Genomic DNA, 16018 nt, shown 5'->3' with positions numbered 1-16018 from the left:
CCGGCGGCTCTTAGCGTCGAGCCAGCCCCGCACCCGGGGTGTCCCGATCACCCGAAGGAAATCACACGTGAAGCTCAACCGCATCGCCCGCGTGGGCGCTGTCGCAGCAGTCGCCGTTCTGTCGCTCTCCGCTTGCGCGGCGAACGAGGGCACCCCCGCTGGCGGCAGCCAGCCCTCCGACGGCGGAACCGCTCTGTCGGGCACCGTCAAGGCCACCGGCGCGTCTTCGCAGGGCGCCGCGCAGCAGGCATGGACCGCCGCCTTCCAGACGGCGAACTCGGACGTCACGATCAACTACCAGCCGACCGGTTCGGGCACAGGCCGCGACAACTTCATCGCCGGTTCCAGCAACTTCATCGGCTCGGACCGCGCGTACAAGACCGACGAGATCGCCGCCGGCAAGTTCGGGGCCTGCGCAACGTCGGACATCATCGAGGTGCCCGCCTACATCTCGCCCGTCGCCGTCGTCTTCAACCTCGACGGCGTCAAGGAGCTGAACCTGACCCCCGAGGTCATCGCCGACATCTTCAACGAGAAGATCGAGAAGTGGAACGATCCGGCGATCGCCGACCTCAACGAGGGTGTCGAGCTTCCCGACCTGGCCATCACGCCCGTCTTCCGCGGCGACGAGTCGGGCACCACCGGCACGTTCACCGCTTACCTCGCATCCGTCGCTCCCGACGCGTGGCCCTACGAGGACGACGACGCATGGCCCGTCAAGACCACGCGTTCGGAGGCCGCCCAGCAGACCTCGGGTGTCGAGGCCACCGTCAACGGCGGCAAGGGCACCATCGGGTACATCGACGCCTCGCGCGTCGGCGACCTGGGCTCGGCCGCGGTCAAGGTCGGCGACGAGTACGTGCCGTTCTCTTCCGAAGCCGCCGCTGAGCTCGTCGCCTCGTCGCCCCTCGAGGAGGGCCGCGCCGACGGAGACCTCGTTTTCGACGTCGACCCGGCCAAGGCACCCGCCGGCTCGTACCCGATCGCTCTCGTGAGCTACCTCATCGGATGCGCGCAGTACGAGGACGCGGCCACCGCCGACATCGTCAAGGCGTACTTCTCCTACATCGTCAGCGAAGAGGGCCAGAAGGTCGCCAACGAGGCCGCCGGTTCCGCTCCGCTGTCGACCGAGGTCGCCGAGAAGGCCCAGACCGCGATCGACATGATCAGCGCCAAGAAGTAAGACCCTCGCTGCTGGTGGCTCCCGCTCGTCGGGAGCCACCAGCAGCACTCACGTCCGCCCCGCTTCCGACCCGAGGACTGCGATGCCCCCCACCACCGATCTGGTCGCCGACCAGGACACCGCCCGGCGACCGGTGCGCCGACGCGGCGATCTCGTCTTCTCGAGCACCGCGCTGGGCGCGGGCATCATCATCCTCATCGTCCTCGCGGCCGTCACGCTCTTCCTCATCGTGGAGAGCATCCCGGCCTTCACCGCGAAACCCGATGAGACGCAGTTCCTGAACGGCGAACCGTTCTGGCAGTACGTCTGGCCGTTCGTCTTCGGCACCCTCTGGGCCTCGGTCATCGCGCTCGTCGTCGCGACGCCGCTGGCGATCGGCATCGCCCTCTTCATCTCGCACTACGCACCGCGGCGGCTCGCCTCGGTGCTCGGCTATGTCATCGACCTGCTCGCCGCCATCCCCTCCGTCGTGTACGGACTCTGGGGTGCGCTGGTGTTCTCGCAGCTCCTGCAGCCGTTCTACGTCTGGCTGAACGAGAACTTCGGCTGGATCCCGTTCTTCGCCGGCGCGGTCTCCCCCGGCGGCCGCACGATCCTGACGGCATCCCTCGTCCTCGCGGTGATGATCCTCCCGATCATGACCGCCATCACGCGCGAGGTCTTCCTGCAGACTCCCGTCCTCCACGAAGAGGCGGCACTCGCCCTCGGCGCGACGCGCTGGGAGATGATCCGGATGGCCGTGTTCCCCTTCGCCCGCGGCGGCATGGTCTCGGGCGCGATGCTCGGCCTCGGCCGTGCCCTCGGCGAGACGATGGCCGTCACGATGGTCCTCTCGGCCACGGGCGCGGTCACCTTCCAGGTGCTCAACTCGAGCAACCCGACGCCCATCCCAGCGAACATCGCCCTGAACTTCGGTGAGGCGTACGGCGACGGCGTCAACGTCCTCATCGCGACGGGCCTCATCCTCTTCATCGTGACCTTCGCGGTCAACGCGATCGCCCGGTGGGTCGTCAACCGCCGTGCCGAGTTCTCTGGAGCGAACTGATGACCACCCTCACCCGCTCCGAGACCCGCACGCCCGTGGGCAACTCGCTCACCGCGGGACAGCTGCCGAAGTGGATGCCGTGGGTGCTGCTCGCCGGCGCGCTCGTGCTCTCCGGCATCCTGTTCGCCATCATGAACAGCAGCGGCGACGTGGCCGAGTTCAACATCGCGGGTGCCACCTTCGTGGGTGTCGTGCTGTTCGCGATCGTCCTCGTCATCCTGTCGAGCGTCGTCGAGACGCGGCGCCGCGCAGCCGACCGGCTCGCGACCGTGCTGGTGTCGGTCGCCTTCACGATCGCGCTGCTCCCACTCATCTCACTGCTGTTCACCGTCGTGGTCAACGGCATCGCCCGGTTCGACCCGACCTTCTTCTCCTACTCGATGCGCAACATCGTCGGTGAAGGCGGCGGCGCCGTGCACGCGATCTGGGGCACGCTCATCGTGACCGGCTGGGCCACCGTCATCTCGGTGCCGATCGGTCTCATGACCTCGATCTACCTCGTCGAGTACGGGCGCGGCCGGGTCGCGAAGCTCATCACCTTCTTCGTGGATGTGATGACCGGCATCCCGTCGATCGTCGCGGGTCTGTTCATCGTCGCCGTCTGCGCGCTGCTGTTCGGGCCGGGCCTCAACACGGGCTTCATGGGCTCGCTCGCCCTGTCGGTGTTGATGATCCCCGTCGTCGTGCGCTCCAGCGAGGAGATGCTGCGCCTCGTCCCGAACGAGCTGCGCGAGGCGAGCTACGCCCTCGGTGTGCCGAAGTGGCTGACGATCGTGAAGGTCGTCCTCCCCACCTCGATCGCCGGCATCACGACGGGCATCATGCTGTCGATCTCGCGCGTGATCGGTGAGACCGCGCCCCTGCTGCTGACGGCCGGGTTCACCCAGTCGCTGAACATGGACGCGTTCGACGGCCCCATGATGACGCTCCCGGTGTTCGTCTACGACCAGTTCCAGAACCCCGGCACGAACATTCCCGCCGCGCTCGAGCGGGCCTGGGCCGGAGCGCTCACGCTCATCATCATCGTCATGGCGCTCAACCTCATCGCACGCTTCGTCGCGAAGAAGTTCGCCCCCAAGTTCGGCCGCTGACCCGCGGCATCCGACAGAAAGCACCCCGAAGTGTCCAAGAGCATCGAAGTCAACGACCTCAACGTCTACTACAGCGAGTTCCTCGCCGTGGAGGGCGTGTCCCTCGACATCGAGCCCCGCAGCGTCACCGCCTTCATCGGGCCGTCCGGATGCGGCAAGTCCACGTTCCTGCGGACGCTCAACCGCATGCACGAGGTCATCCCCGGCGCCCGCGTCGAGGGCGAGGTGCTGCTCGACGGCGAGGACCTGTACGGTCCCGGCGTCGACCCCGTGCTCGTGCGCCGTCAGATCGGCATGGTCTTCCAGCGTCCGAACCCGTTCCCCACGATGTCGATCCGCGACAACGTGCTCGCCGGTGTGAAGCTCAACAACTCGCGCATCTCGAAGTCCGACGCCGACGCCCTCGTCGAGAAGTCGCTGCGTGGCGCGAACCTCTGGAACGAGGTCAAGGACCGGCTCGAGAAGCCCGGCTCGGGCCTGTCGGGCGGTCAGCAGCAGCGCCTGTGCATCGCGCGTGCGATCGCCGTGTCGCCCGACGTCCTGCTGATGGACGAGCCCTGCTCGGCCCTCGACCCCATCTCGACCTTCGCGATCGAGGAGCTCATCCAGGAGCTCAAGAGCGAGTACACGATCGTCATCGTCACGCACAATATGCAGCAGGCGTCGCGCGTCTCGGACAAGACCGCGTTCTTCAACATCGCCGGCACCGGCAAGCCCGGCAAGCTCATCGAATACGACGAGACCGGCACCATCTTCACCAAGCCGTCCGTGCAGGCCACCGAGGACTACGTCTCGGGTCGCTTCGGGTGATCCCGTAGTTCGGGGACGAGGGATGCTGCGCGGAGGCGCGGTGTCCCTCGTTGTGGTTTGTGGGGGTGCGGGCGGCGTAGCGTTCGGGCGTGGCGTGGCGTGGGCGGCGTGGCGTTCGCGGATGCAATATGTGGCGGGCGACACGCGGCATCCCGAGCCTGAACGGCGGGGTGTCGCGGCGGGACTATTGCATCCGCGGACTTCTCCCCCGCGGGGGTGGGATTCCGGTTCTCCCCGACCAGCGCTGGGTGAGGCATGGGTGGGTCGGGCGCGGGCGAGGCTCGCGGGTATGTGCGAGCTCCGGCATCCGATCGTCCGTCTGCGGCAGCTGCTGGATGCCGGGTGGTCGCAACGGCGAGTGCAGCGAGCGCTGCGTTCCGGCGAGCTCGTGCGGGTGCGGATCGGCGTGTACGCCTGGCCCGAGACGTGCGCGGAAGCCCGCCTGGCTGGGAAGCACGGCGGGGCGCTGGCGTGCGTGACGGCGGCGCGGCACCGCGGGCTCTGGGTGCTGGACGACGATCGGATGCCGCATGTCTGGATGCGGCCCGGGCAGCGCACGTACGACGACTCCTGCGACTGCACCGAGCATTGGGATGCCGCCGACCCTGGGGAGGACCGGCGGGAACCGTCGTTGGCGAGGATCCTGCGACAGATCCTGACGTGCCACGGCGGTGAGGCGTTCTTCGTCGCGCTGGAATCCGCGCGACGGCAGGATCTGCTCGACGGCGACGACATGCGCTGGCTGAGCCGGAACGTGAATCAGGACGGGCGGGATGCGCTGGCGCTCAGCCGGGACGACGCCGACAGCGGACTCGAATCGATGCTGCGCTGGCGGCTGCGGGAGCTCGGGCTGCGCGTGCAGACCCAGGTACGCATCGCCGGCGTCGGCGTGGTCGACGCGCTGATCGGCGACCGACTGATCATCGAAGTCGACGGTCGCGACAACCACGACGGGCCGCCGCTGCGCCACAAGGACCTCGTGCGCGACGCCAACGCGGCGATGTGGGGGTACGTGACCCTGCGGTTCGACTACGCGCTGATCGTGCACGACTGGGACATTGTCGAGCGCGCGATCCTCGGGGCGCTCGCGGGGTTGTGAGCGACCGGGCCGCCGGGTGCGGATGCAATCGATCGGCGGCGACACGCGGCATCCGAGGCCCGCCGCGCGGCGTGTCGGGGCGGGACTATTGCATCCGCGAACCCGCTGACGGGGCCGACGGGTCAGTCGCGCGGGCTGAGCAGGTACTGGTTGAAGGATGCCGTGAGTTCGGCGTCCACGGGCAAGGACCGCTCGTCGACGGCCGTGATGGGCGCGGCGAGGCGGACGCTCGAGACGAGCCAGGCGGCATCCGCGTCGTGGAGCGCCGACACGGGCAGGGTTTCGTACGCGGTCTCGAAGCCGCGCTCGGCGAGGTGGTCGAACAGGCTCAGCTGGGTGGTCCCGTGAAGGATGCCGCCGTTCGGCGCCGGCGTGACGAACGTGTCGCCTCGCCGGATGATGAGGGAGGCGGTCGGCGCCTCGAGCACGAAGCCATCGGAACTCACGAACACCGCGTCATCGGCACCGCGGCGCTTCGCCTCGCGGATCGCCGCCATGTTCACGGCGTACGACAGCGTCTTCGCGCCGAGCAGGAGCCAGGGCGCCCGCCCGGGCAGGTCGATGCTGTATCCGCGATCGAGGACCGCCACGGCGATCCCCTCGGTGCGCGGCTTCGTGAAGTCCGCCGCCGGCGCGACCGTCACCCACGCAGTCGGGGTGGGGCCGTGCTCCACACCACGGCTCAGGATCAGCTTGATGACCGCCTCGCCCTCCCCAGACGCCGCCTGCGCGCGGATGATCGCCTCGCGCCACTGCCCGAGGTTCGGCGCGGGCAGCTCGCAGATCTCCGCGGAATGAGCCAGCCGCGCGAGGTGCGGCTCGACCTCCTGCGCATGACCGTCGACGACGCCGATCGACTCGAAGATCCCGTCGCCGCGCTGCGTGCTCAACTCCCCCACGGTGAGCGCCGGAGCTGAGGGATCGATCTCGCTGAACGTGTCTGCAAAATCATTGCGCGCATCGTCGGATGCCGCGGGGTCGATCATGAGAGCGAAGCGCCAAGCCATGCCACGAAGCCTACGCGGCGGCATCCGTGTCCGCGGATGCAATGGCATCCGCGCGCCTTGAGCCGTACCCCGACACGCGCGGCCGCACGAAAATTCTCGGCCGACCGGAATACCTCGGGAGCCCCTCCGTTACACTTTTCTAGCCGGGCCGCAGTAACCCCGGGCTCCATCTTCAGCCGCTGCGAGCGGCCACGCGCCGAGAGGCGTTCTGCGGCCCGGCACTTTCATGCCTACGTGAGGCCGTCCCGGCGCCAGAGCGCCGCGGCCGCCGCCAGATCACTCGCATACGTGTCGAGGCGCAGGGCCCGCGTCGTGAACGCCGACGCCCGCACCGGCTCGCTCTCGTCGTAGTCGTCGGCGAGATCGGTCGCCCCCGCCGACACGACGCGTGAGAAGGATGCCGCCCGCTCGAGCGCGAGCGCGAAGTCACCCGCGAACACTCCCCGCAGGATCAGGTCGATGAGCGAGACGAGCTCGTCGGGGCTCGCCGGAGCGGGCGCCCCCGCGATGACGACATCCGCCGACGACAGCTGCGTGCGCCCGCGCTCATAGAGCAGCGCCGCCGTCGTCGGGTCGTCGTGGATCATCAGCTGCAGCAGGTACAGCCGCCACAGCGCGCCAGGCAGAGACCGTGCGGGCGAATGCGCCCAGAGCTCCGCGATCGTCGCGATGCCGTGCGCATCGGTGAAGGTGACGAGCCGGTCGATGACCTCATCGTGCGGCTGCTCCCGCACACGGGACAGCAGAGCGGATGCCGTGGCGTGAGCCACGCGGCTGGCTTCAGCGGGATCGTCGGCAGCGAAGTTCCGGTCGAACGAATCGGGTGAGCGGCGGACCGGCTTGTGGAAGTCGCGGGACGCGTCGGACATCGTTCCAGGCTACCCCCGCAACGACGAACCCCGCCCGGGCGGAGCCGAGGCGGGGTTCGTGATGCGCGGGGGCGATCAGGCGGTGGGGATGGCGATGATCGGCTTCGTCGTCGGCTTGCCGTCGGGCGATCCGCCTGCCTGCTCGACGGTGACGGCGATCACGTCGCCCGGCTTGAAGTCGCCGTCGAGAAGTGCGGTGACATCTTCGGACGGGTCGAAGGTGCCGGCGGCGATCGGTTCCTCACCACGGACGAACCACAGCTCGAACGTGCGGTCGTCGGCGATCTTGGGGGCGTCGTCGGTGGTCAGCACGACCTTGCCGAGCTCAGCCGACCAGTGGAGCTCAGCCTCGCCGCCATCGGCGAACTGTCCGGTGACGGTCTGACCGTCGGGAGCGGACTCGATCTGTTCGAGAGCCTGGACCTCGAGCGGAGTACGGGCCTGCTCGACGAGCGAGCCCACTCCCCAGCCGATCCCGACGAGGAGAGCGGCAGAGGCGACGAGGGCGAACAACCCACGGGTCCAGTTGCGTCGTTCCACGGTTTGGACGGCCTCGGTGGGGGGTCCGGCTGGAACGGTCTCGCGCTCCGGCTCGCGCTCGGGTACGGATGCCTCTGCAGGGGCCACCGGCATCCGCTGCGGCATCGCGCTGATCTGGTCGAGGAGACGTGCCCGCAGCTCGAGCGGCGGGGCTTCTTCACCCATGCCTTCGGCCAGGAAACCGGCGACCTGCGCATCGGAGTCGGCGAGGGCCTCCCACTCGGGGTGAGCGGCCAGAGCCTGCTCGTACGCCTGCTCGTCCTCAGCAGACAGCGCATCGAGCGCGTGCCCTGCCGAGAGTTCGGCGAACTCCTTCTCGTTCACAGTGTCACCCCCATCTCCTGTCGTAGGCGGTTCAATCCATCGCGCATCCGCGTCTTGATCGTTCCGAGCGGTGCTCCGAGGAGCGCTGCGATCTCGCTTTGGCTGTACCCCCCGAAGTACGCGAGGGTCAGTGCTTCACGCTGGGCATCGGGCAGAGTCCGGAGTGCGCGCACGACGCGACGTCCTTCGATCCTCAGCTCGACTTGCTCGGCGATGCTCTCTTCTTGTGTGTACGCGTCACGGGCTCCGATACGCGCATCGCGATCCGAACTGGACTGCGATGCGCGAACCCGATCCACGGCCCGACGATGTGCCATCGTCAGGATCCAGCTTCTTCCTTGACCCTTGTTCGGAGCGAAGGCCGAAGCGGATTGCCAGATCTCAAGGAACACCTCCTGCAGGACCTCCTCGCTCTGGGAGGGGTCGACGAGGACCCGTCGGATCAGACCGAAGACGCGGGAGGACAGCATGTCGTAGAGCTCTGCGAAGGCCGCCTGGTCGCCACCGGCGATGCGGACGAGGAGCTCACCGGCATGATCTGCCGTCTGCCCGTCGTCGGGGACTTCAACACCGTCGATAACCATTCCGACAAGCATGCCATTGCGCGCGCACGCAGACGCGCAGGCGCGAGTGGGAAGTCCTGGTGAGACGTGCAGATCGAGATGGATCCGTGACCCCTGGACCCCCGGAACGGCCGCTCGGGAAAAAATCTCGGCAGATGTGCAATCCGTTTGTCTAGTGGTTCCGAAGACCTGTTATCGCCGCCGCAGAGGGCGGTCCCAACACATGGAGGAAATCATGCTCAGCACGAAGAAGAAGATGACCGCAGCACTCTCTCTGACGCTGGCCGGCGCCTTCGCCCTGGCCGGTTGCTCGTCGAGCGCGACGCCCGAGGCCGGGAACACCGACGACGGCATGCAGTCGCAGGCTCCGATGGAGTCGGCATCGCCCGAGGCCACCGACGGCGGCATGGACACCGCGTCGACCCTCGTCGGCCCCGGCTGCGCGGACTACGCCAAGGCTGTTCCGGACGGCGCAGGCTCGGTCGAGGGCATGTCGAAGGACCCGGTTGCGACCGCGGCATCCAACAACCCGCTCCTCAAGACGCTCACCGCTGCTGTCAGCGGCCAGCTGAACCCCGACGTCAACCTCGTCGACACGCTGAACGGCGACAAGTTCACCGTCTTCGCTCCCGTTGACGACGCGTTCGCAAAGATCCCGGCCGACACGATCGATGGTCTGAAGACCGACTCGGCCACGCTGACCAAGATCCTCACCTACCACGTGGTCCCCGGTGAGATCGCTCCGGCTGACATCGACGGCACCCACAAGACCGTCGAGGGCCAGGACCTGAAGGTCACCGGCTCGGGCGACGAGCTCATGGTCAACGACGCCAAGGTCATCTGCGGTGGCGTCGAGACCGCGAACGCAACCGTGTACCTCATCGACTCGGTGCTGATGCCCCCGATGTAATTCACGGTCTCCTGACCGGCGGCGTCGTCGAAGCTCTGCGGGCCTCGGCGGCGCCGCCTCCTTTTGTTTCCGCCTCACGGGGGATGCCGGTAGCCGGGGCACTGCGTGGCGTCGAGACATGGCGAAGAACAACATGCGGGGAATGTCGTTCGGTCTGTGGATCGCGTTCGGGATGCTCGGAGGCACGGTCGTCGGGATGCTCTTCCTCGACAACATCGGACTCGGCGCCGCGTTCGGTCTCTCGTTCGGCATCATGTTCGGCATCATCTTCGGCTCGCAGAAGGACACGAAGTGACGGATGCCGCCGCCCTCGCCCATTAGGCTGGGTCGCTGAGGGCCTCTAGCTCAGTCGGTAGAGCATCGGACTTTTAATCCGCGGGTCGTGGGTTCGAGCCCCACGGGGCCCACCTCATTGCAACCCCGCGATCCCGACTCCGGACTGGGGTCAGCGATTCGCGACTCGCCAAAATGGCACCTCGACAGCAGTTGACAACGTTCCTGCGGGCTCAGCGGAGCGTTTCTCCGTCATAGCGACCGATTCCCCGCCGACGCGATAGCACCGCCTCAGAAGCGGTCCGTCCGCGCTAGCGATGTCGGCGACCGTCGATAGCGTGTCCGCGTCGGCGCGCAACGGCGCCGCATGACGCACAAGGAGCCTACCGATGGCAATACACACCTCGCCTTACCACTCGACTGACCAGCGTGATCCGCGCGTTTGGCACGACTACAGCGACTGCCCCAACGGCCAGCAGATCTCCTCGACGAACCGCGCCGTCGGCAAGGGCGGCCTGCCCCGTTGCGGAGGTTGTGAGCGACTCGACTGATAGAGAGGGAGCGACGGCCAGCGGTTCGCCGCTTCCTCACCAATCAACGGCGCTGCTCTCATCGGCGTCGATCATGTTTATCCCGTGCACGAACCTCGAGCGGCTGAAGGAGTCAGACGAGCGCTCGACTGAGTGACGGGCGACTGCCTGCGCTCGCAGCTGCGGTCTGTCCGAGCAAGAAGAAAGCCCCGACTGTTACCACACAGCCGGGGCGAGACGAATGAGAAGTCCGCCTATCGATCCCAACGATACCGCGGGAACCTGGGAGTCGACCCGGCGCCCCCCTGCGTCCGGAGAGCACTGCAGGAGCGTTACGGTTGCGGAATGCTCCGCCTCGTCGCCCGGGTCTATTGGACGTTCAGCAGATGGACGCTCGCAACCGAGCCCGCGCCGACCCGACCCACCGTCGTCCTCGGGGCGCCGCACACCTCCAACTGGGACTTCGTGCTCATGCTGGCGATCGCGTGGCGCCTGAAGATGCGCTTCCGTTGGCTGGGCAAAGAGAGTCTCTTTCGCGGCTGGCGAGGCCCGCTGATGCGGGCCATTGGCGGGCTCCCTGTCGACAGAGCCAACCCCGCCGGGGTGGTCGACGCTCTCGTCCGCCGCATCCGTGACGGCGAGGTCTTCGGCCTCGTGGTGACACCCGAAGGCACGCGCGGTGGCGTCGAGCATTGGAAGTCAGGCTTCTACCGCATCGCCCGAGACGCCGGCCTTGCCGTCACGCTGGGATACGTGGATCGCACCACCATGACGACCGGGCTGGGGCCGACGCTCACGCTCACCGGCGACGTCGGCGCGGACATGGACGCCATCCGCGCGTTCTACTCCGACAAGTCGGGACTGCGCCCCTCTCGACGCGTCGAGCCTCGCTTGCGAGAGGAGGGCGACCCTCGGCCGGCAACACCGGCTTAGCCGCAGCGGGGTTCGGCGCTACTCCGCTGTCTCCGCAGCGTCCGACGTCACATACCAATCGGTGAACGACCTCGCGCGGCCGTCGTCCGCCAGACGGATGACCATGAGGTTGTCGTACAGCCGACTCTTCGTCGTTGCGCCCGGGTAGCTGGTCCGGCCCCGGATGATCGCGATGTCGCCGTCGACCGCGGTGAGCTCATGCTCGAATGACCACGTGCCGGGCTCATCCTTCTGACCGAGCCAACCCGCGAGGATGGCGTCGTGGCCGATCCATGGCGCGGTCGAAGGGCCGTCGCGGTACTCCGCGTCCGGCGTGAACAGGGCCCGGATGTCGTCCGGGTCGTTGGTCCCCCACGCGCGGACGTATCGGCCGATCCAGTCGTCGGCAGCTGCCGCTGCTGCGTCGCGATCCCACATGGCCCCAGGGTCGCTGACGCGTGCGGCGAGCGCAAGGTGCGCCGCACCGCGAACGGCTGAACCCCGACCCCGCAGACGGGGTCGGGGTCGCGGTCGCACGTCGTCGGACTACGCCATCCGGCCGAACGTAGCCTCGATGTCGGCCATCTCCATCGCAGCCGTCGCTTCGATGAGGGCCCGGAGCTCCTTGTCGGCTCCCGGCGAGAACTCTTCCGGACGCTCCGGCGAGATGGTCATGGGTGAACCTACCGGTGCCTGCTCACTGGCATCCAGCTGCGTCCCGTCATTCGACGGCGACGCCCCCTGGAAGATGCGACCGGCTTCGGACTGGTTACCCAGATCGAACGAGTACTGCTTGCTCTGCAGCCCGAGGTCGACGAGACGCTTGACCTCCGGGAACTGCTCGGCATTCGTCTTCGGAATCGGCAACGAGGTGCGCCAATTCACCCCGAGGGTCTCGAGGGCTTTGGCGTAGGCGTTCTCGTGCGCCTGGTCCCGCACGATGAGGTACGAGATCGTGCTCCGCGCCATCTTGTTGTCCGTCATCTCGTAGAGGCGGCACTTCTGCAGGCGTCCCGTCGACTCCAGCATCAGGTTGTACAGCAGGTCGAGCACGAGGTTGCCGGAGTTGTAGACGTAGCTGCCCATCCACGGGTTGCCCGCGGCATCCACCGGCAGCGCACCCTGCGCGCCGACCAGGTAATGATGGATGTTGCTGTGGTCGACGGCGATGCTGAGCGGCGTCGCACCGCCCGCGCCGGGCTCGTCGACGGGATCGGTGGGCTTGCCCTTGTACCTGGGCGAGCCGTCCAGCAAACGGGAGATCGTCGTGCCGATGAGCTCGACGTGGCTGATCTCCTCGGTGCCGATGCCCTGGATGAGGTCCTTGTACGGCTTCCCGGACGGGCCGCGGAAGTTGATGCTTTGGAACAGGTACTGCATCATCGTGCGCATCTCGCCGAACTGTCCGCCGAGACCCTCCTGCAGTGCGTTGGCGGCCGCGGGATCGGGCTCGTCCTGTGCGATCTCATTGATGAACTCTTGAACGTGGAAGTACATGGTTCCTCCGGGGGTTGGGGAGCCCGACGATCCGCCTGTCTCCCCGCCCCGCCGCGCCCCTTGCCGACCTCGACGACACCCGCTACCTTCCGGCCCGTGAGTCGATTCAGCCGACCCCGGCGATGCGTTCATGGGTTGCGCGGACGAACGCGGCGTACCCTCCGGGTGTGCGCCCCTGGAAACGGCCGGACGTGACCACCTCGTTCTCGTCCGTCGCGACTACACGCGCGCCGAGCGAGCGTGCGGCGCGAACGAGCGCGACGTCCTCGTGCTCGTCGAGATCGGGGAACTCCCCCGCAGCGACGTACACATCGGCACGCAGTCCGAGGTTCGCGCCGTGCACGTTGCCCGCAGGACGACCCCGCGGATGCGTCCGCAGCCAATGCTCCGCATGATCGAGAGTGAGGTCCGCGAAATCCGGACGGACGGTGCCGAGGACGACGTCGGCCCCCGCCGCGCGGAGGTCGAGCTGATGGCTGAGCCAGGTGACGGGGACGACGGAGTCTCCATCCGTCGTGCCGATCCACACGTCGTCGGATGACCCCAGTTCGGCGAGGGCGGCGGCCACGCCGAGGCGTCGAGCCGTCCCCACGTTTCGCGCGTCGATCTCGATCGTGCGTACCGGCCAGCACAGCGCGATCCGGGCCGAGGCATCCGTGCACGCATCGAGGACGACGACCGTCACGATCCGCGCTCCCGGGTGCGTCCGCCGAGTGTGCTCGACGGCCGCGGTGAGCGCAGCGAGGCAGTCGCCCAGGAGCTCGGCTTCGTCGTGCACGGGGACGACGATCGCCACCGCGGGGCTACCGGGCGTCACGGGACAAGCCCTGTCTCTGCGGCGACCGACCGAGCGCCGCCGAGTCCGTAGACCTCGAGGACGAAGTCCTCCTCTTCGTGCAGCATCAGGCGGACGAACCCCTCGGCCGCACGCAGTGCCGCGTGCACGTCGTCACCGGACTGCGGATATTCCGTGACGGGATGCCGCCAGTGGCAGGCGATGAGGTGGCCACCGGCATCCATGGCACCTCGTATGCGGTCGATGGCGACAGTCAGGTCGGCGGGGTTCCAGTAGTAGCCGACCTCCGAAAGGACGACGAGGTCGAACGTTCCGGCGGGCCACTCCCCCGGCAGCCCGAGGCGCTCGAGACGAACGTCGTCCCGACTGCCGAGGCGACGCCGTGCGATCTCGAGCGGAGCATCCGCGATGTCGACCGCGAGCACGGCGTCGCACCGGTCGACGAGGAGGTCGGTCAGGACACCTGTCGAGCAACCCAACTCGAGGGCGGAGGCGTATCGTTCGCGGGGCAGGCTCGCCAGCGTCACGGCGCGCTTGCGCTGCTCGTACCAGCGCGACTCGAAGCCCCACGGGTCGTCGCCGTTGCGACGGTAGAAATCCTCGAAGAATCCCCCCGCCAGGCTGGGCCCCGCCGGCCGGACGAAGACCTCGAACGGGCGGTCGAAATGCGCCTGCATCCTCTCGTGGAGCATCACCTCGTCCCCCGGCGCCGACGACAGCGGGGTGATCTGGCTGCGATGGTGACGCATCGCCGTGCGCTTGAGCTCGGCCGTCAACTCATCGAGCGTGACCACCTCGAGGTCGTCCCACGGCAGGTCGTCCGTCGATCCCCAGTGCCAGAGCCAGATCGGATACTCCCGCCACGGGACGCCGAGCTCCGTACACACCTCGGCGGTCACTTCCGCAGCGACGCGGTGATCGCGGTGACTGTCGCCTGACCAGGGCACGACGACGAGATGCGCTCCCTGTCCCTGCAGCAGCGCGCGGAGTGCCTCCGCGATCGCGTCGCGATGGTCGTCCGTGCCGCCGTCCGGCAGACCGAGGAATCGAACGTCGATCGACGGGCTCAGGTGATCGAGCGCTGCGGCGACCTCGCGCCGTCGCACCGCGGCCAGGTCGGCGGGAGTATGCGACGGCGAGTCGGGGTGAGATCCCTCGCCGTCCGTCGCGATGAGAACCGTCACCTTCGCGTCACGGCTGACAGTGCGCGCCATCAGCCCCGCGACGCCGAGGGTCTCGTCGTCGGGGTGCGCCGCGACGACGACGAGGTGCTCGAAGGTCTCATCCAACGACGGAAGCGCGCGATCGGCGAACGCCTCACGCCAGACCGCTTCACCTGTTCCTGGATCGCGGTGACTGAAGCTCACCATGCGCCGCGCCCTTCCGCGATGTCGGCGCCGATGCGCGCGAGGTCGCGTTCGCCGTGGTGCTGACGCACATAGATCTCGAGGTCGGCCACCCGGCGGGCGTGAGCATCGTCAGCCACGAGGGGCAACGGCCCGAGGGCTCGGGCGGATTCGGCGAGCGCCGTCTCGACCGCACCCGCGACGACAGCTCGGACGCGTGCGGCGATGGCGCCGGGGTGGGATGCCGCCGGCAGCCCTTCCGTCTGGTGCGCGGCCGATCGCAGTGCCAACCTCGCGGTCCACAGCGCGGCATCCACCCTCCCGAGGTGGACGCGCGACAGCTGATCGGCGCCCTCGCGCTGCGCTGCCTCGACGAGGGCGTCGCGGATCGGCAGGACGCCGCCCCACCAGCACGCCGCCACTCCGACGCCGCCGGCGGCGAAGCCGGGGCGACGCTGGTACCACCCCGGTTCACCGACCGGCGCGGCGGGAGCCGCCGCGAAGTCAACCGGCGCGCTGACGACCTGCGGGAGCCCTCGCGCGTGCCAGGGCCCCGTGCGAGCTGTCACCTCGGGGGTCTGCAGGGCCACGGCGAACAGGCGACGCTCGCCGCCGACCCACGCGGTGACGAGCGCGTGGGTCAGGTGCTGCGCCAGCGAGCACCACGGCTTGGTCCCCGTCAGCCGCCACCCGGAACCGTCGTCGCGCGCCTCCAGCCGAGTCCCGGCACCCTCGGCGGCGAACACCCCCCACGAGGATCCGGAGTCGGCCTGGATCGAGGCGAGGTCGAGGTCGTGCCCGTCGCGACGGGCCTGGTCGAGGATGTCGAGCGCGTCGAGGTGGGGTTCGAGGATGCGTGCCGCACCGACATCCCGGCTCGCGACCGCAGCGAGGAACGACCAGTCGTCGGCGAGCGAGCGCTGGTTTCCGCGCGCGGCGCCTGCGCCCACCGCCCAGGCGAGCGTGGCGGCAACGTCTGTCCCGAACGCGTCGACCCGGTCAGCCTCGGCGAGCGGCCCTGCGGCCGCATCACCGAACGGGCCAGCGCTGAGGTGGAGGTCGGACGAGTGTTCTCGCAGGCGGGTCACCCCCGCAGTGTGCGCGCGGAGCGAGCTGTGAGGCAGAGCCTTGCGGTTCCGGCGACGTGTCAGGTACGGGACGCCGTCCGATTCCGCGACAGCCATGTCCGCTGCAGCCGTTAGGCTCACCCAGGCCGGGTATCC

General features: G+C 68.4%; 17 protein-coding genes and 1 tRNA gene. 9 read left to right on the top strand and 9 right to left on the bottom strand.

What is annotated here, in order from left to right; all coding sequences use genetic code 11:
- Positions 1-67 precede the first annotated feature (67 nt).
- From MRBLMI1x_RS07045 to MRBLMI1x_RS07025, 5 genes are all read left to right on the top strand, one after another.
- Positions 68-1183, top strand: a complete 1116-nt coding sequence (locus tag MRBLMI1x_RS07045) for a phosphate ABC transporter substrate-binding protein PstS (RefSeq protein WP_116228365.1) — start codon at positions 68-70, stop codon at positions 1181-1183.
- Positions 1184-1265: 82 nt separating this feature from the next.
- Positions 1266-2228, top strand: coding sequence for a phosphate ABC transporter permease subunit PstC (pstC, locus tag MRBLMI1x_RS07040; protein ID WP_018187132.1), 963 nt, complete (start codon positions 1266-1268; stop codon positions 2226-2228).
- Positions 2228-3319, top strand: a complete 1092-nt coding sequence (gene pstA / locus MRBLMI1x_RS07035; protein WP_363457562.1) for a phosphate ABC transporter permease PstA — start codon at positions 2228-2230, stop codon at positions 3317-3319. Before pstC ends, pstA begins: the two co-directional genes overlap by 1 nt.
- Before the next feature lie 30 nt (positions 3320-3349).
- Positions 3350-4129, top strand: a complete 780-nt coding sequence (pstB, locus tag MRBLMI1x_RS07030; RefSeq protein WP_018187130.1) for a phosphate ABC transporter ATP-binding protein PstB — start codon at positions 3350-3352, stop codon at positions 4127-4129.
- Positions 4130-4418: 289 nt separating this feature from the next.
- Complete coding sequence (locus tag MRBLMI1x_RS07025; protein WP_363457557.1) at positions 4419-5228, top strand: type IV toxin-antitoxin system AbiEi family antitoxin domain-containing protein; 810 nt, start codon at positions 4419-4421, stop codon at positions 5226-5228.
- Positions 5229-5350: 122 nt separating this feature from the next.
- Here the strand turns inward: MRBLMI1x_RS07025 and MRBLMI1x_RS07020 are convergent, their stop codons facing one another.
- The 4 genes from MRBLMI1x_RS07020 to sigK all read right to left on the bottom strand — a co-directional run bounded on the left by MRBLMI1x_RS07020 (position 5351) and on the right by sigK (position 8552).
- Entirely contained in the window at positions 5351-6235 is an 885-nt protein-coding gene (locus MRBLMI1x_RS07020) for an aminodeoxychorismate lyase (protein ID WP_116228361.1), read from the bottom strand.
- Between the two features lie 230 nt (positions 6236-6465).
- The gene (locus tag MRBLMI1x_RS07015) at positions 6466-7104 is read right to left on the bottom strand and encodes a DNA-directed RNA polymerase subunit beta (RefSeq protein ID WP_363457554.1); all 639 of its coding nucleotides are present in this window, start codon (positions 7102-7104) and stop codon (positions 6466-6468) included.
- A gap of 75 nt (positions 7105-7179) precedes the next feature.
- On the bottom strand, positions 7180-7968 hold the full coding sequence (locus MRBLMI1x_RS07010; RefSeq protein ID WP_336123328.1) for an anti-sigma factor: 789 nt from the start codon (positions 7966-7968) through the stop codon (positions 7180-7182).
- A complete protein-coding gene (gene sigK / locus MRBLMI1x_RS07005; protein ID WP_336123327.1) occupies positions 7965-8552 on the bottom strand; it encodes an ECF RNA polymerase sigma factor SigK in 588 nt (195 codons plus the stop codon). The genes MRBLMI1x_RS07010 and sigK overlap by 4 nt, the downstream gene beginning before the upstream one ends.
- A 214-nt stretch (positions 8553-8766) precedes the next feature.
- On the opposite strand from sigK, the gene MRBLMI1x_RS07000 reads away from it, so the two are divergent.
- The 4 genes from MRBLMI1x_RS07000 (at position 8767) to MRBLMI1x_RS06985 (ending at position 11177) form a co-directional block, all read left to right on the top strand.
- Positions 8767-9441: a fasciclin domain-containing protein gene (locus tag MRBLMI1x_RS07000; RefSeq protein WP_363457550.1), complete on the top strand. Its 675-nt coding sequence runs from the start codon at positions 8767-8769 to the stop codon at positions 9439-9441.
- Positions 9442-9559: 118 nt separating this feature from the next.
- The gene (locus MRBLMI1x_RS06995; protein ID WP_311869505.1) at positions 9560-9736 is read left to right on the top strand and encodes a hypothetical protein; all 177 of its coding nucleotides are present in this window, start codon (positions 9560-9562) and stop codon (positions 9734-9736) included.
- 39 nt (positions 9737-9775) lie between these two features.
- Positions 9776-9848: transfer RNA gene (locus MRBLMI1x_RS06990), tRNA-Lys, on the top strand.
- Positions 9849-10589: 741 nt separating this feature from the next.
- A complete protein-coding gene (locus MRBLMI1x_RS06985; RefSeq protein ID WP_363457547.1) occupies positions 10590-11177 on the top strand; it encodes a 1-acyl-sn-glycerol-3-phosphate acyltransferase in 588 nt (195 codons plus the stop codon).
- 18 nt (positions 11178-11195) lie between these two features.
- Here the strand turns inward: MRBLMI1x_RS06985 and MRBLMI1x_RS06980 are convergent, their stop codons facing one another.
- The 5 genes from MRBLMI1x_RS06980 to MRBLMI1x_RS06960 form a co-directional block, all read right to left on the bottom strand.
- On the bottom strand, positions 11196-11594 hold the full coding sequence (locus MRBLMI1x_RS06980) for a nuclear transport factor 2 family protein (protein ID WP_363457544.1): 399 nt from the start codon (positions 11592-11594) through the stop codon (positions 11196-11198).
- 108 nt (positions 11595-11702) lie between these two features.
- Positions 11703-12653: a manganese catalase family protein gene (locus tag MRBLMI1x_RS06975; RefSeq protein WP_311869500.1), complete on the bottom strand. Its 951-nt coding sequence runs from the start codon at positions 12651-12653 to the stop codon at positions 11703-11705.
- A 106-nt stretch (positions 12654-12759) separates the two neighbouring features.
- On the bottom strand, positions 12760-13470 hold the full coding sequence (locus tag MRBLMI1x_RS06970) for a glycosyltransferase (protein ID WP_363457540.1): 711 nt from the start codon (positions 13468-13470) through the stop codon (positions 12760-12762).
- Positions 13467-14819 (bottom strand): PIG-L family deacetylase, encoded by a 1353-nt coding sequence (locus MRBLMI1x_RS06965; protein WP_363457537.1) that lies wholly within the window; start codon positions 14817-14819, stop codon positions 13467-13469. The genes MRBLMI1x_RS06970 and MRBLMI1x_RS06965 overlap by 4 nt, the downstream gene beginning before the upstream one ends.
- Positions 14813-15883 carry an acyl-CoA dehydrogenase family protein gene (locus MRBLMI1x_RS06960; RefSeq protein WP_363457534.1) on the bottom strand — a complete coding sequence of 357 codons (1071 nt, stop codon included), beginning with the start codon at positions 15881-15883 and terminating at the stop codon, positions 14813-14815. Before MRBLMI1x_RS06960 ends, MRBLMI1x_RS06965 begins: the two co-directional genes overlap by 7 nt.
- Positions 15884-16018 lie beyond the last annotated feature (135 nt).

The sequence above is a fragment of the Microbacterium sp. LMI1x-1-1.1 genome, from assembly GCF_040676205.1.
In the GTDB taxonomy this organism is placed as follows: Bacteria; Actinomycetota; Actinomycetes; order Actinomycetales; family Microbacteriaceae; genus Microbacterium; species Microbacterium aquilitoris.
Note: the sequence above shows the minus strand (reverse complement) of the source record. Positions and strands in the feature narration are given on the sequence as shown.